The organism is Lachnospira sp., from assembly GCF_016290755.1.
GTDB lineage: Bacteria > Bacillota > Clostridia > Lachnospirales > Lachnospiraceae > Lachnospira > Lachnospira multipara.
On record NZ_JAEEVD010000014.1, the window covers coordinates 25,261 to 48,741 of the forward strand.

Consider the following 23,481-nt stretch of genomic DNA (forward strand, 5'->3'; position numbering starts at 1 on the left):
AAAAGTCTTACTTCCTCCTTTTTTATTCATTATAAAATATCAATTGTTTCTCCTGCGAGAGCCTTATTAATACTTCTTACTGCACAGAATTTTCCACACATACTGCAAGCCTCTGAGTGATCATCCTCAGGAAGTCTTGAATTTCTAATAGCCTTAGCTGTCTCTGGGTCAAGGGCCTCAAGCCACTGTGCATCCCAATCAAGCTTTCTTCTAGCTCTTGCCATTCTGTCATCCTGGTCTCTAGCCCCTGGAACTCCCTTAGCAATATCAGCGGCATGAGCAGCAATTTTACTAGCAACAATACCTTGAGCAACATCCTCTAAATTAGGAAGAGCAAGATGCTCTGCAGGTGTTACATAGCAAAGGAAAGCAGCACCGCTTGCGGCAGCAATAGCACCACCAATAGCAGCTGTAATGTGGTCATAACCTGGAGCGATATCTGTAACGAGAGGGCCAAGTACATAGAAGGGTGCGCCCTTGCAAATTGTCTGCTGAATCTTCATGTTAGCAGCGATCTGATCCATTGGCATATGTCCTGGACCTTCAATCATAACCTGAACGTCCTTTTCCCAAGCTCTCTTAGTAAGCTCACCAAGTCTTGTAAGCTCGTCAATCTGAACAAGGTCAGAAGCATCAGCTAAACAACCTGGTCTACAAGCATCACCTAAACTTACTGTAACGTCGTATTCTCTACAGATATCAAGAATTTCATCATAGTATTCGTAAAATGGATTCTCATTTCCAGTCATGCTCATCCATGCGAAAATTAAACTACCACCACGACTCACAATGTTCATTATACGATTATTTGCCTTAATTTGCTCTACTGTTTTTTTAGTAATTCCGCAGTGAACAGTAACAAAATCCACACCGTTTTGAGCGTGTAATCTAACTACGTCAATAAAATCCTTAGCTGTAAGCTCTTTTAAGTCTCTCTTATAGTGAATAACTGCATCATAAACTGGCACAGTACCCACCATTGCAGGACATTCACTACAAAGCTTTTTTCTAAAAATCTCTGTATCTCCGTGACTTGATAAATCCATGATAGCTTCAGCTCCCATGTTAACAGCCTTCATAACCTTTTCCATCTCAAGATCGTAGTCCTTACAATCTCTACTAACACCTAGGTTTACATTAATCTTTGTCTTTAACTTGCTTCCAATAGCGTTAGGGTCAAGGCTCTTGTGGTTCTTGTTTGCAGGAATGATAATAGTACCATCTGCAAGGCCAGCTCTAATAAATTCCTCGCTAACATTTTCCTTCTTTGCAACAATCTTCATCTCCTCAGTAATGATGCCTTTTCTTGCTGCGTCCATCTGTGTTGTGTAATTTCTTGTTTCCATAAAATTTCCTTCTCTCTCTTTTTTAGTAATCTATATATGTCGTATTTTTACAAAAATAATAATGTCCGATTTATTCAAAAGACACCCCAAATTCCTTATGTCCGATTTATTCAAAATTAACCTGTAATTTTCCAAGCGTGATTAAGTGGTCCACTTCCCGCACCTAAGTCAAAATCGCACTTTAGAGCATTTGTAATATATTCCTTTGCATGCTTAATTGCCTCTTTTAAGTCGTAGCCAAGACTTAGGTAACTAGCAATAGCACTTGAAAGGGTGCATCCCGTTCCGTGAGTGTTGTCGTTGTGGATACGCTCATTTTCAAACCAAGTAAGCTCTCCTTTATATAGAAGCAAATCGTTAGCATCCTCAATGCTGTGACCGCCCTTAATTAGGATGGCAGGTCTGCCATTAGATTTCTTTGAGTAGTTCTCATCAATTAGGTAAGCAGCCTTAATCATGTCCTCTCGGTTCTTTATCTCAAGGCCAGAAAGCTTAGAGGCCTCTGGAATGTTAGGTGTAATCACAGTTGCAAGGGGGATGAGCTTATTTACTAAGATGGAAATTGCGTCCTCCTGCAAAAGTACAGAACCGGAAGTTGAGACCATTACTGGGTCAACGACGATTTTCTTCGCCTTGTATTTTTTAAGATTTTCTACGATGCCCTCTACGATTTCCTTATTAGAAACCATGCCAATCTTGACGGCATCAGGGTAGATGTCTGTAAAGACTGCGTCGAATTGCTCATCAAGAAAATGTCTCGTTAAATCAAAAATATCTCTTACTCCTAAGGTGTTTTGTGCCGTAAGTGAAGTAATAATGCTTGATGCATAAACTCCAAGAGATAGCATGGTTTTAATGTCTGCTTGTATTCCTGCGCCACCAGAGCAGTCGCTGCCGGCAATAGTAAGAGCGCACGGAATCTTTTTCTTTTCAATTGTTATGTCTTTAATCATAGTATTTCTTTCTAGGGAGTTAATTTAATGACTTGTAGTAAAAATAAAAAAACGTCATCCAATGGACGACGCGAATAGATCTTCCCTACGTTGGCATTATCCAAATCAGGTTTACGGTCGAAGTGTCTACACTTCCTCTCAGCCGAATGTATTATCAGCTCCCATTAGTATAAAATTTATTGATTAAATGTACATTTAATCAACATATCGATTATATTGTAAATGTGCCTAAAAAGATATAGTGCTAAAGTACTAAAATACTTGCAGAAATTTGGGGGAAAGATTAATATAATAAAGTAATAATATGTTGGAGTTTAAGAAAGGTAATTTTTATGAAGATCGGATTTGATAATGAAAAGTATCTTAAGATGCAGTCAGAACACATCAAGGAACGTATCAGTCATTTTGGCGGAAAGCTCTACTTGGAGTTTGGTGGAAAGCTTTTCGATGATTATCATGCAATGAGAGTTTTACCTGGATTTGAGGCGGATTCTAAGATTAGAATGTTAACTCAGATTAAGGATGATGTTGAAATCGTAATCGTTATTAATGCTAACGATATTGAGAAGAATAAAGTAAGAGGCGACCTTGGTATTACTTATGATATGGACGTCCTTAGACTTATAGATGCATTTAGAGGCTATGGCCTTTATGTAGGTTCTGTTGTCTTAACAAGATTTGCAGGACAGGAAAGTGCTATTGCTTATCAGAAGAGACTTGAGGGCCTTGGCCTTAAGGTTTATAGACACTATCCAATCGCTGGTTACCCAGGAAATGTACCTCACATCTTAAGTGATGAAGGTTTCGGAAAGAACGACTATATCGAGACAAAGCGCTCACTTGTAGTTGTTACAGCCCCTGGTCCTGGTTCTGGTAAGATGGCAACATGTCTTTCACAGCTCTATCATGAGCATCAGAAGGGCATTGAGGCAGGTTATGCTAAGTACGAGACATTCCCAATTTGGAATATCCCTCTTAACCATCCTGTAAACTTAGCTTATGAAGCAGCAACAGCTGATTTAAATGATGTTAACATGATCGACCCATGGCACCTTGAAGCTTATGGCAAGACAACAGTTAACTATAATAGAGACGTAGAGGTATTCCCAGTTCTTAATGGTATGTTTAAGAAGATTTATGGCGAATCACCATACAAGTCACCTACAGATATGGGTGTTAATATGGCAGGCTACTGTATCGTTAACGACGAGAACACAAAGGCCGCTTCTAATCAGGAAATTATTAGACGTTACTTCACAGCACTTTGCGATTTAAGAAAGGGTAACGGAAGTCAGGAAATCGTTGATAAGATTGAGCTTCTCATGGAGAAGAGCGGTATCACAGTTGCAGATCGTCCAGTAGTTGCAGCCGCTAATACAAAGGCTGAAATCACAGGAGAACCAGCTGCGGCAATCGAGCTTGAAACAGGCGAAATCATTACAGGTAAGACATCAACACTTCTTGGTGCATCTTCTGCAATGTTACTTAACGCTTTAAAGAAGCTTGCTGGCCTTGATGACTCAGTTAAGCTCATCTCACCAGATGTTATCGAGCCATTACAGCAGTTAAAGGTGGAAAGACTTGGAAATCACAATCCAAGAATGCATATCGAAGAAATCTTAATCGCACTTACAATTTGTGCTAAGAATGATGAAAATGCACAGAAGGCCCTCGACCAGCTCTCAAAACTTAAGGGCACAGAGGTTCACTCATCTGTAATCCTTTCACCAGTAGATGTAAGTACATTTAAGAAGTTAGGAATCAACTTAACATGCCAGCCTGTATATCAGACAAAGAAGTTATTCCATAAGTAAGAAATCTAACTCAGTCGGAGTACAAGCTCCGACTGAGTTAAACGCTCCGCGAGGATGCGCACGGATTCGGACAGGAATTTGTCTGCAGTAGGAACATCAGCCATTAGAATTTTGCTTCGCAAAATTAGGCTGACGCTAAGTAGCAAACACGGAGTGTTTGCTACATCTGAAGCAGACCCGAATCCGGCGCGCAAGACTCGCGAGCGAGTCTTGACTTAGGGCATAAGCCCATATATAAAGCAGGATTAGATAAGTCGTCGCTTATCTAATCCTGCTTTTTTGTAGTCTAAAGGGGTGCTTAACTTAAGGGTTTGTATTGTTCTAACGAAGATGGGGTGTTTAGTTGCGGGAATTAATAGTTATTTTTTACTTTCGTCAGATAGATTGTATCATTTATCTGACGAAATCAAAAAACTTATATACAATCTGGAGCTTACTACTTAAACTACTTCCAAATTTCAGAAATTCTCTAGAAAGAATAATCCCTACCGACAATTTTTCTCTGAAAAGGTCAAGAGATGAAGAACTAGGAAATTATGCATTTTTAAAAACTAATACTAATTGACACTTTTTAGCCCATTAGGTCAACGAAATTAAAGAAAGCAAGTTGGAATTTTAGGGGCTTTAATACTTTTCCGAAATTTTTTTGCCATAAGGATTAACTCTCTTTCCTAAAAAGCAAGTTTTGTAGGACCTAGAGGCTATTATTTTCCCGCTAGGTCAACATTTCCAAAATAGCACAAAAAGATTGAACTAATCCCCCTAGTAACCGAAATCTCCGCTAACTTCAGCTTTTCCATCAGCTACAGCGATCCCCGCCCGGCAGCTACAGTAATCCCCACCAGCAACCGTCGCAGACCAGTTGCGTCACTAATAAAAAAAGAAGGCCATAATCCAAAGGATTATAGCCTTCTATAAATTCAATGTTTACGCTGCAGTGGTCATTTCACGACCCTGCTAACTAGCGCTTTTCTATATATTACGCAGCAACTTCTGCTTCGCTCTTCTTGCCTAATGACATAATAGGTAAGCAAATTCTCTTAAATACAAATCTTACGAATGGTCCAGCATACATAAACTGCCAGAAGAAAGCCATTGGTAAGTTGTGGGCTGTAAGTCCGATCCATGTTGTAAAGAATGTGTTAAGAGTTGCACCCTTGAATAATACAGAAGCAACAGCACTCATTACTGGACACATCATAGCTACTGTAACACCAGAGATAAAGAATGTAATAAGGATTGGCTTATCAGCTGGAGTTAAGTGTCTAAATACAACCATCTTTGTAAGGTTTCCGATGATGAAGAATTCTAAGATGAAACCAATAGGAATCATAATAGGTAATTCAAATACTGCAAGTCTGAAACATTCAAGTGTAAGGCCGCCCTTATCACCTGAGATGTTGTAAACTACCATGGCATAAACCATAACGAAAACCATGATTAATGTGAAAATAAAATCTTGAAACTTAGTTTTTGGCATAAAAATAGCACTCCTTTCAAAAACAACATTTATTAATATCGTAATTAACAAGTGTTGTTCCTGCAAAGAAATGCATAGTTTCCAATAAATACCTTATTGAATTGTGTTCGTTTAAACAATTGTAGGCGCGTTTAATCGACAGCGTCTAATTTATCACAAAACTAATAGCAAAGTCAAGTGGAAATTTTTCATAATCTTTTGTACAGAACTTCATAATAAGTCTAGTCCTACCTCTGCTCATGCTGTTTTCTCTTCATATCGTACATCAACTGATCTGCAACCATGTAGACGGTATGAGGAGATGAATTTTCCAAATTATTCTTAAAGGCATAACCATAGGCAAAGCTGTGTCTGATTCCCTTTTCATTGTCCTCATCAAGACTTGCGTAGCTCTCCTCAAGATTTATAAGACGTTTCTTTAAATCTACTTCCTTAATAGAATCAATATAAATAAGGAATTCGTCGCCACCCATTCGAGTGCAGACACCAACGTCTTCAAAATTTTCAGAAAGACAGTTGGCGAAGTCCTTAATAAGACGATCTCCTTCTGTATGTCCATAAGTATCATTTACAGATTTAAGGCCGTTAATATCAATACTGATGATGCAGTAGTTGCTAGTAGAATTACCATAACGCTTCATTAAATAATCACTAACGGCGCGGTTTGGAAGCTTAGTTAAAACATCAACATAGGCCATTTCCTTAAGCTTGTTATACTGCTGAACTCTAGCAAGACCTTCTGTGGAGAAGATAATGTAGTTAAAGATAACAGTGCCTATATAAATAGAAATACCTGTAGGCAGAGTTATATTTTTAATAATCAAATTTATGTCTTCAGAAAAAATGTGTAGGCTAACCGTTGCAATTTCAAAAATTCCGCACCAAGCAAAACAGAATAAACCATAGAGCTGCAATCTGTTAGAGGCACTCTTAAAGGTTCTAGTTTTGTGAATCGTCTTAATATCATTAACAAGATAATTAGTAAGAATTAAGAAAGTGATTAGGGCAGTGATAAAGAATATGTCCCTGGACTCGTTAAAGTACACAGTCCTATTAAGATGCAACATTACAAGTTCAATTGGTATGAAAATGTTAATAAAACTGACGGCTGAAAAAATTAGCTTATTTTTTGCTGGATGCACTGTGTCAATTATTAAATATGTAATTGGTAAAATTAAAAACATAGTTATATAAGACATGAAAGTTGTGTTTCTAGATTCGTAGAAGAAATCTAGAAGTCCGTAATAACTAAGTAGCCAAATTCCAATGTCTAGGCAGAAAAGGCCAGTTAAGATTTCTATCTTGGAATTTTTGGAAACTCCTATAAACATAAGTGAAATAAATAGGAAGGAAATTCCAAAAACCACAGCAAATATACCTATACAAAGAGCATAAATATGGTCGTTAATATAGGAATTAATCTGGTTGTGATAAGTTGAAAGTGTAGGCATTGATATAGGTAGAGCCTCAGTGTCAGAATTAACGTAAATAGTGATGGTTAACTCGTAATTTTCATAATCCTCAGGCAAGTTAATCAGGTGATAATCGCAGCCTATAAAGTCAGAATCTTTATATCTATCATAGTCATAAGAATAGATATCAAAGCTTGTGCCATCCTTAAGGTTAGTTAAACTAACGATAAAAGCAGAGTATTTACTTGTAAAAAAGAGACATGGAAAATCCACATTTACATCCGCTAAATTAGTAGTAAGGCTAATTACGTCCTTTTTTATAAAGCCATTAGCAGTTAAATCATTAATGTTTTTAAAATTCATGTCTGTGTAAGTTTTATCATTATAATTTACAGTCCATGGACTATCTAAATAGCAAGTAATCCCAAGGGGGTGGTAAGATAGAGAGTATGAAACTGCAAACAGAATTGTTAGTAGTAAAAATGCAGCTACTGCTATAGAAAGATAATTTTTCTTATTAAGCATTTTCAATCTCTCCTTCTTTATCATAATTTAGATGGTGTTCCTGCTTCATATCATACATACGCTTATCTGCAAGCATGTAAACTTCGTGGGAACCAATATTTTTATCCTTTGATTTGTGAATTGCAAAACCATAGGAAGCTTTGTAAGTAAATTCATCACTAGCTTCGCTTTCCTTGATTAGGGCAGTTTCAAATTTGGATAAAAGAGAACTACATTCCCATTCGTCGGCGTCCTTTAGGGCTATTAAAAATTCATCTCCGCCGATTCTTGCAGAAATGGTTGAGTTAATAAACACCTCATCTATTATACGGGCGAAGTTAGATATATAGCGGTCTCCACAGGTGTGCCCGTAATTGTCATTTATTAATTTTAATTGGTCAAGGTCAATACTAATAATTGCGTAGTTTGCATTGGTCTTTTCAAGATTTTCCAAAACTTTCTCGCTTAAGGCTCTGTTAGCTAGTGAAGTTAACTCATCGGTATAAGCTATATTTTCAAGCTTAGAAAAAAGGGCCTTTGAATTGTAGTGATCGATGTTATGGAAAAAGAAGTTAAGGAATAGTGACATAACAAATATAATCGCTCCAATAGTTAGCACAGACACGGAAAATCTGTCTCCAGTAGGAGAAAGATATTTCTGATAGTTAAAGATTAGAATCTCGTAAGTTGCTGTGGCAATGAAAATCATAAGGCCGATAGCAAGTACATCCCCTGAATAACTGTGGATGAGAGATCTATTTTCAATATTAATCTGTTTCTTTTTGTCTTTTTTCTTCCTTATTATGATAAGGATGAATTGGCAAAGGCTAGCAAAACCCTCAATCATAGCAAGAAGGTGGAATATGCTAACAAAATTGCAAATGTGACAAATATTAGTGTAGTGTAAAATCACAAAAATTGTTGGCAAGATAACATTTACAGCCAAAAAGAAGCGGGTAACCACTGTGTTAAAGCCGATATTATCAGTAATAATAAAGCCAATGATAGCCGCTGGCATGTAAAGTAAAGTTATGTATTCTAGCACTGTTCCAAGACGTAGTCGGTCAGAAATTAGAATAATAACGTCGTTGTAGCCAAGAATATAAGCTCCTAAAAGAAAGGAAATTATGGAGCTGAAAATTATACTGTGATCCTTGTGGCTTGAACTTATTAGATAAGTAGAAAGCACCAAAAGCACAAGAGCAAAGATACATAAGAAAAATCCTATAATAAATGGAATCTTATGTACCTGAATATATTTGTTATAGACATCTGAAATGTTTCCTACATAGACGTTTGAAAAGCTTGAAAATGCGCTATTCTCGGTACCTGTGATAACTATGCTTATGGTTTTACCGCTATCTGAACTTGACAGAGGTACATAGTGGTAGCTTTTATTAACCATAAGGCCTTTATTCTCAGTCTTATGGCCATAACTATAGATAAGCTCGCCATCTAAATAAACGTCAGCTGTAGAAAGTATTGTCTTAAAAGAGATGCAAGGCGACACAATCTCGCTTACATCTGGAATTGTTGTGGTAATTGTAACGGAATCGTGCTTATTTACTAGACCGATGCTAGCCTTAAAAAGGCTCTCAATTTCTCGACTCTCCCCATTTTCTGTGACTGTCCATCCACTATCAATATTATAGAATGGAAAAACATTTTTAATATCGTATTTATTAGAACCAAGCTTTATAATACAAAGCATGTATATAATAATAATTGCTACTGCAATTAAGTATTTCCCTATATGTTTAAAGTTCATAACTTTCTATCCCCATAATAATAAAAATTATTACTGTTGTTTGTAAAATTGTTATATAAAAATATACCATAACTTTAGGGAGTTCATCAAGATTATAAATTAATAAGACACATTACTTTTAAGATACAAAAAAATGTGTTAATATATATTTGTTAAATAATAGGGAAACTACAGTTATCATAGCTATTGGGGCAGGAGGATGTTAGTCAATGAAGAAGATATTGTTAGTTGATGATGACGAGGAAGATATTGAAGCATTAGAAGAAATACTTGGGGATGATTACGAAATAGTTGTTGCAGAAGTAAGCCATGATGCTATTAGATTAGCAGAGGAGATAGATTTTGATTTACTATTAATTGACGTTTATTTACCGGGCATTGATGGCTTTGATATAGTGCGCGTAATTCAGGCAAGCAAGGACAAGATGAATGTTCCTTTTATATTCCTAACAAGTGAGAGAGATTACGCCATTGAACTTGAATGTTTGGAAATTGGAGCAGAGGGAGTAATTAGTAAGCCCTACAGCGCTAGTTTGATTTTAAATAAGGTAAAAAAAGTCATTGAGGACTTTAAATATAGAAAAGGCCTTGAAAATAAGGTTGAGAAAAACGAAGAGACAATAGAGCAGGTAGTTAACGATTCCAAGATTGATCACCTAACGGGCATCTATAATAGAAGTGGTGGGGTTGAGCTTTGGATTGAAAAATGTCACGAATACGAGCAGATGACCATTTTCATGATGGATATTGATAATTTCAAGCAGATAAATGACACCTATGGACATGTTGCAGGAGATGAGGCCCTTAGCGCCCTAGGTAAAATTATCTCTGAGAATATTAATAAGGAAGACCTTGCCATTAGAGTTGGTGGAGATGAATTTATTATCTGCGTAATGTCTTTTTTATCTGAGAAAAAAATTAAGAATTTAGCCGAAAAAATTAATAAAAAAGCTATTGAGAAATTCAATGAATTAGGTTATCGTGATATTGCTACTATATCCTGCGGTGTGGTTAGATATCCCGAGGATGGAATGATGGTTGAAGAGCTCTATAGAAAGGCAGATAAGGCCCTTTACACAGTTAAGTTAAATGGTAAGAACGGAACTCATTTATATGATGAGTTTTTAGATGAGACTTCAAGAGAAGGTAACGTGGAATTGAAAAATATTATCTATACCATTGAAGGTCATCTAGATACCAGGGACGGTGCTTTTCAGGTTGAATATAACGATTTTAAGAAGATATATAATTTTGTTCGCAGATATTTAAAAAGATATCCAGGAAACGCCAAGATGGTGGTATTTACCCTTGGTAGAAATCAGATTATTGAATTGGATACTTTAAAAAAGGCTATGAATTCCCTAGAAGCAGCTGTAAGCGACGCCCTAAGAAATTCGGATGTCTCAACAAAATACAATAGCTCCCAGTACGTGGTTTTAATTATGAATGTCAAGGACGAGGACATTGATAAGGTAGTTTCCCGTGTGGAAAAGATCTATGAAAGATACTTAATGGGAGAATCCATAGAGCTTTCTTACGAAGTAAAAGACATGCAAGAAAGAGAAGAATAGAGAATGGTGTTTGAGTACAGTGTTTCAATAGATTATTACGATTATAGATTTTTATGTGCATACGATTATGTGCTAACTAAGGATTTAAAGCCTATTGATTTAGGCGAGAGAACAATTACAGAATATATGAAGGACAATAAGCTTGCTATAGGGGATGTGGGTATTAGATTACTGCGCCTCTTTGGCGAGCTTAATTTAGTTTATTTACCTAATGAGATAGAGGGCTTTAGGGTCCTTGTTTTAGGAAAATATGCCTTTGCTCCGAAACAAAAACTAATAGATATAGATGATTACGACACAGATTTATCCCTGATTTCAGGAGATATTCTAGAGGAATTATATCTTAATGAAAATCTAGTCAAAATCGAGAGCTTTGCGCTCTACAATTGTCGTAGTCTAAAGTTTATGGAAATGAGTAAAGCCCTTAACCTAGTAGACGGGGATGCTTTTATGAACTGCAATAAATTATCAAAGATTAATTTAAAGGCAGAAATTAAGGATGCTACTGGAATAAGAAATGTCTTAGCCCAGTATAAGCAGGGCCTACTTGTAACCTTTAAGGAGCCGGATAAAGAGCTAGAGACTACTAATAAGTTAGATAACGTCCTTGCAAGATTCTACTTTCCTGAATATTCAGAGAGTTATGAAGAAATTGGACCTGCTCATATCTTTGCCTTTAACGTGGATGGTGAAGGCTATAGGGCGAGACAACAATTTTCCAATGGGGTATTAATAATTAATGGCTATGATGAGACCTTTAGTAAAGCAGTAAGCGTGGAAGCTGTTAATACCCTAGCCCTAATGGCAATTTATAGACTGCTTTATCCTGTGGATTTATCAAAGGCAAACAAAGAGATGTACTATGATTTCATTGCAGATAATAAGGCGGAAATCCTAAAGGAAGTCATAAGAAAGCAGGATATGGAGAGTTTAGAATTTTTGTTAAAAATGGACATAATAAATAATGAAGATAAGATGCTAGCCTTAAGAGAAGCCACAAAGTATCAGTGGTTAGAGGCTTCAGCAAAGATTATAAATTTTAGAGGAGAATGAGATGGATGAAGAGTTTAAGCTTAAAAATGAGTCTCAAAGCCAGTGGGAAGCCAGAATGGGCAAGGAGATTTTATCATTTTTAAGGGACGAGATATATAAAGATTTACGATTTATGGATGTGGCCCTTTCAGCCCTAACTTTTGTGGAAAGGGAAGGTATGCAGATGTTTGCCACAGATGGCAGAATGCTTTTCTTTGGGCCAGAACACACCATAGAGATTTTTAAAAAGAATGAGCGCTTTTTAGAGAGAGCTTATTTACACAGTATTTTGCACTGTATTTACGGGCATTTGTGGATAAGACAGGATAGAAGGGAAGATTTGTGGAATCTTGCCTGCGATATTGCCGTGGAGCAGGTTATTGATAGCCTTAATAAGCCTTGCACCAAAAGAATTCTCACCCTTTTAAGAAAGCAGGTCTATGAGAGATTGAAGAATCTAAATATAGTTTCCGCCTCTCAGATTTACGAGCTTTTATATGAGGATAGCAAGAATTTCGACCCAGAAGAGTATATAAAATGGTATCAGAAATTAGCTAGGGAATTTGTCACAGACGACCACAGCTTCTGGCCTAAAAAGGACAATAAGCAAATGTCTCAAAGAGAGAACGACACCTACAAGGACTGGCAGAAAAGAGCTAAGGAGATTTCTCATAACAAGTCCTTTTCAAATAGTGATGATGGAGGAGATATTGCATCCATCAATCTAGCGGTGGAGGCAAGACGTGGGGCAAGCTACAGAGATTTCCTAATTAAATTTAGCTCTCTTCATGAAGAGCTAAAGACTAACCCAGACGAGTTTGACCTAGCCTTTTATAGCTACGGACTTCGTCTTTATGAAAATATACCTCTTATTGAACCTCTTGAAACTAAGGAGTCTAATAAGATCAGAGATTTTATTATTGCAATTGATACTAGTTATTCCACTTCTGGAGAATTAGTCAAAAATTTTCTAAAAAAGACTTTGGAAATTTTAGGACAAAGCGAGAATTTCTTTAAGAATGCAAGAGTTAGAATAATACAGGCAGATGATTTGGTAAGAGATGATATAATTATTAATGGAGATTATAATATAGAAAAACTATTCTCGGATTTCCAACTTAAAGGTGGCGGAAACACTGATTTTAGGCCAACATTTACTTATATAAATAATCTAATAAAGACGGGAGAAATAACTAGTCCTGACGGAGTGATTTATTTTACGGATGGAAGAGGCATTTTCCCACAGACAAAGCCAGAATATAAGACGGCTTTTGTATTCCTTGAAGGATATGAAGGAAAAGAGGAAATAAAGGTTCCGGCTTGGGTTTACAAAGAGATAATTCATAAATCCACCCTAGAGCAAGAATAAAGCTTATATTTAAGTGTAAAACACTTTAAAACACAAAACAATAAAACACATTTACAGAGATAGCAAGTGAGGATATGCTATCGAGAAAGGAAAAGGAAAATGGACAATTTAAAATTTTTACTAGGAAAACTAAAAGAAGCAGAGGAGTATGAGCACGCTAGTAAAATCATAGAGTTTGATATGGAAACAAAGACACCAGCTAAGGGCCTTAAAGCTCAGGGTGAGCTACAGAGTTTACTTGCTAATAAAGCTTATGAGATTACTCATAGCAAGGAATTTGTGGACTGCGTAGTGGCCCTACATAAAGAGCTAGATAGCCTAGAAACTGAGGCTAAGGTTTTAGTTAGCAAGCTCTACAAGGACATTGAAAGAAACAAGAATATAAGCCCAGAGCTTAATCTTGAATTTTCAAATATAGAAAACGAAGCCTTCGCAAATTGGGTGGAGGCAAAAAAGGATGCAGATTTCACAAAATTTGCACCAAGTCTTGCTAAGATAAAGGATATGGAATTCAAAAAGATAGCTTTAAATGAGTCGGCAGTGGATGTGTCTTATGATAACTTACTTGATATCTACGAGCCAGGTATGACAAGCGCCAAGCTTGATGAGCTTTTTGGAGAGTGCAAGGAAAGCCTTATTCCTTTACTTGAAAAGATCAAGGCCGCTAAAAAGCCTATTAGAACTGACTTTGCCTCTAGAAAGGTAAAGGATTATCAACAGGAAGAATTTATGAAGTTCTTACTTGAAACTCTAGGTTTTGACTTTAATAGGGGCACATATGCCCTTTCAGAGCACCCATTTACTGAACTTGTGGGCCGAAATGACGAAAGGGTAACAACACATTTTTATGAGGATAATCTCTTCTCAAGCATGTATTCTGTAATTCATGAGTGTGGCCATGCCCTCTTTGATTTAAGCACACCAGATAAGGACTGGGACTACTATTTATTCGACTATAAGAGCATGGGTCAGCACGAATCGGTTTCAAGATTTTATGAAAATATTATCGGCAGATCTGAAAACTTCATTGCTGCCATTTATGATAGAATGCAGGACATTTTCCCAGAGGCACTAAAGGGCGTTTCAAAGACAGAAATTTTTGACTATGTAAATCAGGTACAGCCTAGTCTTGTAAGAACTGAGGCAGACGAATTTACATATACTTTCCACATAATTATTCGTTATGAAATCGAGAAGGAAATTATGGAGGGAAAGCTTGATATTGCTGATGTTCCAAAGGCTTGGGCAAAGAAGTATAAGAGCTATCTTGGAGTTACTCCAACTAATGATACACTTGGCTGTTTGCAGGATGTTCACTGGACTTCTGGTTTTGGATATTTCCCAACTTATGCCCTTGGTAACTTCTACAACAGCATGTATTACAACAAGATGAAGGAAGAGATTGATGTGGCAGATGCCATTAGAACAGGCCACATGGATACAATTAATAAGTGGATGTTTGAAAATGTATGGAAAGATGCAGACAAACTCGATTCTAGCGATTGGATCAAGCAGATTACAGCTAGAGAATTAACTTCAAAGGACTTTTTAGAATACATTGAAAATAAATATGGAATGTTATATGGCCTATAATTAGGTTATGGTTAGGAGAAAGTTATGAATATTTTTCAGGCAAAAGAAGAAATTGCTAATACAGTAAAGGCTTATTTTTTAAAGGATGAACAGGGAAATCCTAAGATTCCTGAACTTAGACAAAGACCAGTGTTATTAATGGGCCCTCCAGGGGTTGGTAAGACTCAGATTATGCAGCAAATTAGCGAGGAGTTAAACATTGGCCTTGTTTCTTATACAATTACACATCACACAAGACAGTCAGCCGTAGGTCTACCTATTGTTTCAAAGAAGGTTTATGACGGCGTGGAAAGAGATGTTACAGAGTATACAATGTCTGAGATTATTTCAGGCATTTACGAATACATGGAAAAGACAGGGCATAAGAAGGGAATTCTCTTTATTGATGAGATTAACTGTGTTTCTGAGACACTTATGCCTATGATGCTACAGTTTTTGCAGGTTAAGACTTTTGGTAATCAAAAGCTTCCAAAAAACTGGATTATTGTGGCTGCAGGAAACCCATCAGAATACAACAAGCAGGTTAGAGAGCTTGACGTTGTAACTCTTGATAGAGTTCGTTTAATCAATATAGAGCCTGACCTTGATGCTTGGAAAATCTATGCTATAAATCGCAAGGTTCACAGAAGTATACTAAGTTATTTAGATGTAAAAGCCGATAACTTCTATAAGGTTTACTCTGATGTGGACGGCTTAAAATTTGTTACAGCTAGAGGCTGGGAGGATTTAAGTACCCTCCTTTATAGCTATGAAGAGCTAGGAATTGCTATAACTGAGGACATTATCTATGAATATTTAAGAGATAGAGAAGTGGCTGAGGATTTCCTAAGCTTCTATGATCTTTACATGAAATATAGCAAAGATTATGAGATAGAACTTATCTTAAAAGCTAGCGTTGATGCAGCGGTTTATGCTAGACTAAACAACGCAGAATATGATGAGAAGTTAATTCTTATTAATCTGCTATTAGAAAGATTAGATAGAGATTTTAAAGAGGCCAATGAAAGTGCCGAAGAGCTTAAAAAAGCAAAGGATTCAGGAACAGATTATGATATGAGCTTAGAGCTTAAAGTGGGCGTTAGTTCAGAAATGGCAAGCTCTAACCTAGATAATACTATTCGTTTTATTAAGGAAGGCTTAGACGAGGGAAGTATGCTTATATTTATTACTAACCTTACACTTAGTGAAAATGCAGCAATATTCCTACTTAACAACCCTAATAAAAACTACCTAGAATATGCTGATAAGTTATTAATAAACTCTAAGAAGACAAAGATTCTAAAAGATTTGAACAAATAGAATGGGGTGAATTGATGACATTTATTCAATTTTGGAAAAATTTTTGTGGACATTTGCATACCGTTAATGCCCATAGAAGATTAGTTAGAAAGGAAATGTTTAAACTTGGTATGTATTATCAAGGTCTTACTCATGACCTTTCTAAGTATTCACCTGTGGAATTTATACCGGGGGTAATTTATTTCCAGGGGAATAGAAGTCCGAATAATGCCCAGAGAGAAAAAGAGGGTGTCTCTAGTGCTTGGCTTCATCACAAGGGCCGCAACAGACACCACTATGAATACTGGATTGATTATTCTACAAAAAAGACAGGGGATATCAACCTAGAAGGCATGCCAATGCCAAAGAAATACGTTATAGAAATGTTTTGCGACAGAATAGCAGCAAGCAAAATCTACAATAAAGACAAATATACCGATTCTGATGCCTTAAACTACTATTTACAGGGCAGGGGACATTATCTTATGCACCCAGATACAGAGGCACTCCTTTATCGCCTTTTGAAAATGTTATCAGAAAAGGGAGAAGACTACACATATGCATATATAAGACGTAAGATCTTACACCGTAAGAAATAGGAGGAAATATGGGTAATCGCAAATTTAGATTTTTAAGCCTACTGTTGGTTTTAATGCTTTTATGCACTAATATAACTGCCTGCAATAAAGCATCTTCTGCAAAGTCAGGAAACCTTGCAGCAGAAAGTATGGATGACACAATAGAATCAAGTGATGATGAAAGCTTGGAAGAAATTTCATCAGATGAATCCACTGAGACTTCTACAGGGGAGAGCAGTGAAGATACAAGCGCAAGTCAAGAAGAGACTTCCGTTACAACTCTTGAGGATGGCACAACTGTAATTACAACAAGTTCAGGCCAACAAATTACAATAAAAGAAGAGACTAATGCTGCCTCAACTAAATCTTCTAGCTCTGTACAAGTTGCTAAATCAGCAGTAAGTGGAGTTAGCCAAGAAAGTGATAACTCTTCACTATTACAGTCTGTTTCAAATAGCGCTAGCACTAGCGTTGAATTACATACATTTTCAGCAATAACAGCAAGTGAATATAGCGCAGCACAGTCTATTGTTAATAGCATTATTTCTAGCTCAATGTCAGAATATACTAAGGTAAAAACAATTCACGATTACCTAATTGACTCTATTACTTACCCATCAACTATTGATACAAGTAATAGAAGCCTATTTACCTGTACGGGTGCGCTAATTAACAAGGTGGCTGTATGCCAAGGCTATGCAGATGCATTTTCATTATTATGCTACTTAGCAGGGGTGCAGGCAGAAATCGTTTCAGGTCCAGCCAATAACGGCTCAAGTCTTATAGGTCATGCTTGGAATCAGGTAAGAATTGATGGTACTTGGTATAACATTGATTGTACTTGGGATGCGCCATTTGTTTCTTCTACTGAACAGATAAAAATTTACGATTATTTCCTTGTAACAGATGCTACAATTAGTGCTGATCACACAATAAATGCCTCCGCAGCGGCGGGATATCTTGCAGCAAAGCATAGTTGCATAGACTCAAGATATGAGGCAAATAACGCAAACTTAACTGATGATGCATATTATAGCTATTACAGCACAGCGAATTAAATACATTTTAATAATTATCAATTAACCTTAACAAGTTGCCAGTTTATAGTTAATGTTGTACAATAATTGTAACAATAAATAGTACGTGTTAATTGTAGAGGGAACTGATATGAAGGGGTATAAGAAGGCTTTATGGATTCTTCTGCTTGGAGAATTCGTTCTTTTGATTATAGACTTCATCAGCTATCAGATGAAGGATGTTATAAAATATGATATGAATACACTGCCATTTAGCGCAGTTAGTAATATGGTCAATTTTATTTGTGACCTTCTTATTTTGTTGACTTTTTTGATTTCATGGGGTATTACTGTCATTCGCAGGTTCGTGGATGGCCGTAATACTGGCCTTGAATATCTTACTTTATTTGATTTACTTGCAACTCTTTATTTCTTCCTAGAAAGCAAGTATATAGGCGGTTATTTCTACGTTGAAACTGCCTACACCACTGGTTTAATCAGTATTCTAATGACGATTCCAATTTTACTTTTACTTTATTACGAAAAACAATATGGCAATAAATATAGAAGATTATATGATGTGATGCTTTTGCTATCCTTCCTTATTTTCTTTGTACAATTAGGTCTCTTTTTATCAAAAGCTATAGATGTAAAATATATTTTCCTTTCAACTTATAGCTACATTGTAATAAATTTAATTGTCTTCTTTGTATGCTGTACCCTAGAAAATCACAGGCTTAAGGTCTGGGATTTAAAACTTGAAGAGATCGGACTTTTTGTATCCATTTCCTGCGGTATTATCGATGTCTGCTTAGGCGTTGGTGATATTGAAAATGTGAAGGGCACCTACTTTAGATACGGAATTACAGTTTATAGCATCATTATGGTAATCGTGCTTATTGTGAGACTTATGGAGACTTTGCTAGAAAATTCAAGGGTTTCCTCAGAAATGCTGGCAAAGCAGGTAGAAATCATGGAGTCTCAAAACAATAAATTGCGAGAGGCTAAAAAGGAAGCCGATGAGGCTAAACAGCAAGCTCAGGTGGCAAATAAGGCAAAGTCTAATTTCCTTGCCCACATGTCTCATGAAATTAGAACTCCTATTAATGCCATTATTGGTATGGATACCATGATTCTAAGGGATTCTAAGGACCCTGAAATCCTATCCTATGCAAGAGATATTGAGAAAGCCAGTAATAATCTCTACACCATAGTTAATGACATCCTTGATTTTTCTAAGATTGAATCAGGAAAAATGGAAATAGTTGAGACTAGCTACAATCTAAAGAGCATGATTCATGACTGTATTGGCATGATTATGATGAGGGCTAAAAGTAAGCGTTTATCAGTGGTTTTAAAAAATGATACTAAGGTTCCGGCATGTTTAATTGGTGATGCCATTAGAATCCGTCAGATTATTAATAACATTTTAACAAATGCAATAAAATATACAGATTACGGCAGTGTTACCATGTTTGTTGGCTATTCTCCAACAGATGAGGAGGACACAATAAACTTAATTGTTCAGGTGACAGATACGGGACAGGGTATGAAAAAGGAGGATTTATCGAATCTTTTCCATACCTTCCAGAGAATTAATATTGAGAGAAATTATGCGGTAGAGGGCACAGGCCTTGGTCTTTCTATTTCAAAGCAGCTAGTAGACCTTATGGGAGGCAGCATTGAGGTGGAAAGTGAATATGGCGTTGGTTCTACCTTTACCATAACAATCCCTCAAAAGCTAGATGGAGAAGATCTTCTTGGGGATATTTCCTCTCTTAAGAATGATGAGGACTATGAGGAGAATAGACACATTTCCTTTGTGGTAAATGATGTAAAAATCCTTGTGGTGGACGATATTCCGGCAAATATTAAGGTAGTGGAGGGCCTCCTTAAAAATACAAATATTGACATTGATTATTGCGACAACGGAAACACAGCCATTGCCCTTACTAGAAATGTAAACTATGACATGATTTTCCTTGATCATATGATGCCTGGCAAGGACGGCGTTGAGACCTTTAAGGAAATTAAGGCGGATAAGGATAATTTAAATAGGGAAACACCTATTATTATGCTTACGGCCAATGCCATTAATGGGGCTAAGAAAGAGTACCTATCCATTGGCTTTGATGACTATCTAGCAAAGCCTATTAGGGAGTTGCAGCTAGAGGCCATCATAAGAAAATATTTACCACCGGATAGCATCGTGGATGAGGAAGTGGATAAAAACTGGCATGAGAATTATAGATGGTATGACAAGCCAACTAAGGACGAGGATTTTAATAAGATCATCGAGGAGGGTGGCTTACTTGATATAACGAAATTAGATGCCAATAATCTAGATACTAAGAAAACCATTGAAAATGCAGTTGCAGACGCTATTGATATGGCGAATATCTGCTATATCGATGACAAGACGGGTATGGAATATTGCGGCGGAATTAGAGAGTTATACGATGAGTTAAAGGCAGATTACGTTAAGGAAAATCGCTTTGAGGATATTAAGAAATTCTATGAAGCCAATGACTTTAATAATTATAGAATTGCTGTACATGGTTTAAAGAGTACATCTCTTACTATTGGTGCTAAGAATTTTTCGGCTCTCTGCAAGGAAATCGAGCAGGGAGTTAAGGCTGGAAATATAGATATTGCACATCAAAAACAGGCTTATCTAATGGAGAGCTACGAGAAATTACTAAAGATGTTGGGCTGGAGGTGATAACTTGGAACTAGCTTATAATATTGATTTTGAAATTGCTGCAGCGGTATTCGACATGGTTTTATGGCTGTGTATGAATTACTTTTTTGTAACACAAACAGATGTAAGCAGGGCCTTTAGAGATTTGGTTATGTGGGCTTTAGTAGCCACAGTTTTTGATTTAACAACAGCACTTACAATTTCATATGGCTATATTGTTCCCTTCTGGTTTAACAGCCTTTTAAACACGGTGTATTTCGTGACTATTGCCCTAATGGGCTATTCCTACACAAAATACATCAATGCCTATGTAAGGGTTAGCGATAAAAAAGATGTGGATGTAATTATAGGAAAAGTAGTGGTTTGCGCCATTTGTGTAATGCTTGTGGTAAATATCCCTATTGGGTTTATTTTCAGCTTTAATGCCACTGAGGGCTATGTGCATGGACCACTTTATTTCCTAGTTTTTATACTGCCTATCTATTATCTTTTGTATGCTTCGGTAATTGCCGTGCTTAATAGAAAATGTTTCTCTGTAAAGCAGTTGGTATCCTTTGCCATGTACATGTTTTTGATATTGATAGGACTTGTGATTCAGTTCTTCTTCCTTCAGGACATTTTACTTACTATGTTCTTTGTTTCAGTGGGAATTTGGATTACCTTCCTTGCTATGGAAACACCAGATTATAGGCTTTTTATAGAGGCAATGTATAAACTAAACGATGTGACTAATAAGGCGAAGGAGGCCACTAATAAGGTCTTAGATTTAAATGCGTCTAAAGATACATTTTTAAAAAGTATTAGACAGGACATTAAGACGCCAGTTAACCGGATAAATGCTTACACTCAGAAGATATCTGCTAAAACGGCGGATCAGGATATCCTAAAGGATACAGAAAAAATCATTGAATCTGTAGGAAAGTTAAAGGAAACTCTTAAGGATATTAATGATTACATAAGTTTAACAGATGATAAGATGGAGTTAAACGTGGAGGAGTATTCACCTCGGGAGATGCTTGAGGACTGTGTGGAAATTGGTAAAAATAATGCCCGAGAAAAGGGCCTTGATTTTGATTATGAAATTGATGAGGGCTTCCCTAAGAAACTTTACGGGGACAGGCCTAGACTTTCACAAATCATATCTTCTCTTATATTTAATTCTCTGAAATTCACTCAAGTGGGCAAAGTTAACTTTAAGGCCTTGTGGAATCAGGAGGATGAGAATAAGGGCAAGATGACCATTGAGGTTTCAGACACTGGAGTTGGTATGAGGCCAGAAGAAAGAGAGAGCCTAGAAAAGAGTCTGAAATCTGGAATTATTGGTTATAACAAAAATGCAAAGGGCCGAGGCTTTGGTCTAAATATTGCCACGAGACTTCTTTCTTTAATGGGTAGTAAATTAAAGTTTAAGAGCGAGTATGGAAAGGGCACTACATTTTCCTTTGGAGTAGTACAAGGAGTTGATAAGCCTGCTAAGGTGGAGCCTCTTATAATGGAGGAGGATTTTAGTAAAACCAAGGCGGAGCTTGATATTAAAGAAGATTTGCTTGCTAACAAACTAGCAGAGGTAGGGCTTGAAATTGAAAAACAGGGAAAGAAAAAAAGTGATGTTAAGTTAGATCTCGTTAAGGAGGATAAAGACAGGGCAGAGATGCCTATAACTAAGGAGGTTAAAGAAAAAAAGCCAGTACAAAAGAAGGTTAAATTAGCCGAGAAAGATATGAAAAAAACTACAAAGATAAAGCCAAATTTGGTTAAGGAAGACAAGCAACAAAGAGTAGAGCCTATTGATGTAACAAAGAAAATCGAACCAAGTAAACAGGAAAACAAGCACACTCAGAATAAACCTCAAAGAGGGGATATTCTTAAGCTTGAAAAGGGTTTGAAGGGCTTTGATGTAGAGATGGGTTTAAAGTATTGCATGAATGATGTAGCCTTTTATGAAGATATGTTAAATACTTATGTAGAAAATGAGAAAATTGGAGATTTACTTACTTACATTCAAGTAGAAAATTGGGACGCATTCTTGCTTACACTTCGCTCTGTTAGAAACACCTCTCAAACCATTGGCGCTATGGAGCTTACAAGAAGCGCTAAGGATTTAGAGCTGGCGTTTAAACGAGGAGATTTAGACTATATAAAGTCTAATGCAAGAGCATTTTTATCTATGTATAGGAGTACTATTGAGGTTATTAAGGGCTATCGAGAGGAGGCATAAGGATGGATAAGAAGATATTAATTATTGATGATGACAAAATGATTTTAAAGCTTGCAGATTACGTCTTAAAGGATGAGTATGAGGTAAAATGTGCAAGTTCAGGAATTGATGGTATTGATATGATTCAGGATTTTGAGCCGGATCTTATTATGTTAGATATTGAAATGCCAATGATGAACGGTTTTGAGGTTATGTCCTTGGTTAAGCAAAATAAGAAATGGAATAAAATTCCAATCTTAATGTTTACATCTTCCGCTGACAGAGAAACAGTTTTAAAGGCTAAGAGATTAGGCGTAAATGATTATATTGTGAAGCCATTTTTACCAGAAAAACTCTTAGAAAGCGTAGAAAAAACTTTCGGGAGAAACGCTCACAAATAAGCATAAACACTCAATTTTTCTTAAATATAAATAAATTGAATTGTGCATAATTACCAAATTATAGCATGTGATTATATAGAAAACAGCAATTTACAACAAAAAATCACATGTTATAATTTTAGTATGAACTGTAAACGTTTTCACATTTGCATATTTATTAAGTGGGGGCTTAACGTATGAAATGTAAGGCTTTCAGTTGAGACACATTGATTATTAGATTATTAATTTTGGAGGTTTTGAAATGAAATCATTTGATTATGTAATTAAAGACGAAGTAGGAATTCACGCTAGACCAGCAGGTCTTTTAGTAAAGGAAGCTAAGAACTATGATTCTAAGATCACAGTTTGCAAGGGTGATAAATCAGCAGAAGCAACAAAGCTTATGGCTTTAATGGCAATGGGTGTTAAGTGTGGCGATACTGTAACTGTTAACGTAGAAGGTGGAGATGAAGAAGCTACATTTGCTAG

At 36.5% G+C, this 23,481-nt stretch carries 17 protein-coding genes and 1 riboswitch; of the genes, 12 read left to right on the forward strand and 5 right to left on the reverse strand.

Features of this window, described 5'->3' with window-relative positions; translation table 11 throughout:
• Nucleotides 1–29: 29 nt before the first annotated feature.
• On the reverse strand, nt 30–1,346 hold the full coding sequence (thiC, locus tag QVA17_RS05360) for a phosphomethylpyrimidine synthase ThiC (RefSeq protein ID WP_027431293.1): 1,317 nt from the start codon (nt 1,344–1,346) through the stop codon (nt 30–32).
• Nucleotides 1,347–1,462: 116 nt separating this feature from the next.
• Nucleotides 1,463–2,299 (reverse strand): bifunctional hydroxymethylpyrimidine kinase/phosphomethylpyrimidine kinase, encoded by an 837-nt coding sequence (thiD, locus tag QVA17_RS05365; RefSeq protein WP_287386948.1) that lies wholly within the window; start codon nt 2,297–2,299, stop codon nt 1,463–1,465.
• Nucleotides 2,300–2,364: 65 nt separating this feature from the next.
• A riboswitch (TPP riboswitch) is annotated at nt 2,365–2,474 on the reverse strand.
• Nucleotides 2,475–2,631: 157 nt separating this feature from the next.
• Here thiD and QVA17_RS05370 point away from each other — a divergent pair.
• Nucleotides 2,632–4,113: a DUF1846 domain-containing protein gene (locus QVA17_RS05370; RefSeq protein WP_027431291.1), complete on the forward strand. Its 1,482-nt coding sequence runs from the start codon at nt 2,632–2,634 to the stop codon at nt 4,111–4,113.
• Between the two features lie 979 nt (nt 4,114–5,092).
• Here the strand turns inward: QVA17_RS05370 and QVA17_RS05375 are convergent.
• The 3 genes from QVA17_RS05375 to QVA17_RS05385 all read right to left on the reverse strand — a co-directional run bounded on the left by QVA17_RS05375 (nt 5,093) and on the right by QVA17_RS05385 (nt 9,277).
• Nucleotides 5,093–5,593, reverse strand: a complete 501-nt coding sequence (locus QVA17_RS05375; protein ID WP_287386950.1) for a DUF2798 domain-containing protein — start codon at nt 5,591–5,593, stop codon at nt 5,093–5,095.
• Between the two features lie 227 nt (nt 5,594–5,820).
• Nucleotides 5,821–7,530, reverse strand: a complete 1,710-nt coding sequence (locus QVA17_RS05380; protein WP_287386951.1) for a GGDEF domain-containing protein — start codon at nt 7,528–7,530, stop codon at nt 5,821–5,823.
• On the reverse strand, nt 7,523–9,277 hold the full coding sequence (locus QVA17_RS05385; protein WP_287386952.1) for a GGDEF domain-containing protein: 1,755 nt from the start codon (nt 9,275–9,277) through the stop codon (nt 7,523–7,525). Before QVA17_RS05385 ends, QVA17_RS05380 begins: the two co-directional genes overlap by 8 nt.
• A 209-nt stretch (nt 9,278–9,486) precedes the next feature.
• Between QVA17_RS05385 and QVA17_RS05390 the strand changes: the two genes are divergently transcribed.
• From QVA17_RS05390 to QVA17_RS05440, 11 genes are all read left to right on the forward strand, one after another.
• On the forward strand, nt 9,487–10,848 hold the full coding sequence (locus QVA17_RS05390) for a diguanylate cyclase (protein WP_287386953.1): 1,362 nt from the start codon (nt 9,487–9,489) through the stop codon (nt 10,846–10,848).
• Nucleotides 10,849–10,851: 3 nt separating this feature from the next.
• Nucleotides 10,852–11,901 (forward strand): leucine-rich repeat protein, encoded by a 1,050-nt coding sequence (locus QVA17_RS05395; protein WP_287386955.1) that lies wholly within the window; start codon nt 10,852–10,854, stop codon nt 11,899–11,901.
• Nucleotide 11,902: 1 nt separating this feature from the next.
• Complete coding sequence (locus QVA17_RS05400) at nt 11,903–13,249, forward strand: vWA domain-containing protein (protein WP_287386957.1); 1,347 nt, start codon at nt 11,903–11,905, stop codon at nt 13,247–13,249.
• Between the two features lie 99 nt (nt 13,250–13,348).
• Nucleotides 13,349–14,842 (forward strand): carboxypeptidase M32, encoded by a 1,494-nt coding sequence (locus QVA17_RS05405; RefSeq protein WP_287386958.1) that lies wholly within the window; start codon nt 13,349–13,351, stop codon nt 14,840–14,842.
• A gap of 24 nt (nt 14,843–14,866) precedes the next feature.
• Nucleotides 14,867–16,141: an ATP-binding protein gene (locus tag QVA17_RS05410; RefSeq protein WP_027431285.1), complete on the forward strand. Its 1,275-nt coding sequence runs from the start codon at nt 14,867–14,869 to the stop codon at nt 16,139–16,141.
• 14 nt (nt 16,142–16,155) lie between these two features.
• The gene (locus QVA17_RS05415) at nt 16,156–16,719 is read left to right on the forward strand and encodes a DUF5662 family protein (RefSeq protein WP_287386961.1); all 564 of its coding nucleotides are present in this window, start codon (nt 16,156–16,158) and stop codon (nt 16,717–16,719) included.
• Nucleotides 16,720–16,727: 8 nt separating this feature from the next.
• Nucleotides 16,728–17,756, forward strand: coding sequence for a transglutaminase domain-containing protein (locus tag QVA17_RS05420; RefSeq protein WP_287386963.1), 1,029 nt, complete (start codon nt 16,728–16,730; stop codon nt 17,754–17,756).
• 109 nt (nt 17,757–17,865) lie between these two features.
• On the forward strand, nt 17,866–20,436 hold the full coding sequence (locus tag QVA17_RS05425; protein WP_287386965.1) for an ATP-binding protein: 2,571 nt from the start codon (nt 17,866–17,868) through the stop codon (nt 20,434–20,436).
• 4 nt (nt 20,437–20,440) lie between these two features.
• Nucleotides 20,441–22,633, forward strand: a complete 2,193-nt coding sequence (locus QVA17_RS05430; protein WP_287386967.1) for an ATP-binding protein — start codon at nt 20,441–20,443, stop codon at nt 22,631–22,633.
• Nucleotides 22,634–22,635: 2 nt separating this feature from the next.
• The gene (locus QVA17_RS05435) at nt 22,636–23,013 is read left to right on the forward strand and encodes a response regulator (RefSeq protein ID WP_287386968.1); all 378 of its coding nucleotides are present in this window, start codon (nt 22,636–22,638) and stop codon (nt 23,011–23,013) included.
• Between the two features lie 241 nt (nt 23,014–23,254).
• A partial coding sequence (locus tag QVA17_RS05440; RefSeq protein WP_287386970.1) for an HPr family phosphocarrier protein occupies nt 23,255–23,481 on the forward strand: 227 nt, incomplete at its 3' end.